We start from the raw sequence: 1,018 nt of genomic DNA on the forward strand, positions 1-1,018 counted from the left end.
CGGCGAGGCGGGCCTCCAGGGCGGCGCGGCCGGTCGCGTAGTCGTGCTCGAGGGAGGCCACGTGCTGCTGCCACTGGCGGGAGTGGCTGACCTGGGTGGCCTGGACCTGCGCGGCGACGCGGCGCAGCTCCTGGCGCGTGCGCAGCAGCAGTCGCACGCAGAAGGTGGCGGCCGCGGTGGCACCGACTCCCGCGAGCACGAGGGATATTCGGGCCTCTTCCGGCCCGGCCACCGCGGCGGCGAGAGTGCCCGCGCCTAAGCCGAGCGGCAACAGCCACCAGGCGTGCCAGGCCCGGGGCTCCGGGGCCGCCGCCGGTGGCGGAGTGGCAAGTTCCATCTGCATCCTCAAACCAACGCGATCGAACGGGAGACAAGCACGAACTCAAGGCCGCACGGGACGGCAGCACGGCAGCGTGCGACGGATCGCACTCACGTCAACACGGCGCACCACGAGGGAGCTTATAGGGTTCAGGGGGATGTGGATCAAGCTGGTCCGGTACGCGCCAGGGGGCGGAAGCGATCTTTCCGGTCACGATCGTCCCACGTGTTCGTACAAGATCATCCACCCATTTCGGCCAAGATCATTTCTCCCACCCGACCAAGATCGTCGGACTCGTCAGGCGGGGGTCGCACGTCCCGTCCGACCGGGGTCGGACGGGGTCCCCGAGCCCTCCCCCCGCCCGGGTAACCTTCACGAGCGGCGGCGGAACAGCGTCGCCGGAGAGGTCACCGATGAGCCGTCAGGACGTGCGGGCGAAGGAAGCGCGGGAGAAGGCCGAGGGCGGCGCGCTCCGCTCCGTCGACCTGGCCCGTGCGGCCGGTGTGTCGACCCAGCAGATCCGCAACTACGCCGACGCGGGCATCCTGCCGCCCGCCCCGCGCTCCCCCGCCGGGTACCGCAGGTTCGGCGCCGGGCACCGCCGGGCCCTGCTCACCTACCGCGCCCTGCTCCGGGGCCACGGTCCCGCCGCCCAGGAGATCATGCGGGCCGTGCACGCCGGGGACGTGCCGCGGGCCC

Annotated in this window: 1 protein-coding gene and 1 pseudogene; one reads left to right on the forward strand and one right to left on the reverse strand. The window is 72.5% G+C overall.

Annotated features, from left to right (window positions below; all coding sequences use genetic code 11):
- Positions 1-337 (reverse strand): annotated as a pseudogene (locus AOK22_RS41755) (ATP-binding protein); the annotation flags it as partial.
- A gap of 395 nt (positions 338-732) precedes the next feature.
- Between AOK22_RS41755 and AOK22_RS38850 the strand changes: the two are divergent.
- Positions 733-1,018, forward strand: a 286-nt coding sequence (locus tag AOK22_RS38850; protein ID WP_157872439.1) for a MerR family DNA-binding transcriptional regulator, incomplete at its 3' end; no start/stop codon positions are given.

Source organism: Streptomyces silaceus (assembly GCF_001419745.1).
GTDB classification, from domain to species: Bacteria; Actinomycetota; Actinomycetes; order Streptomycetales; family Streptomycetaceae; genus Streptomyces; species Streptomyces silaceus.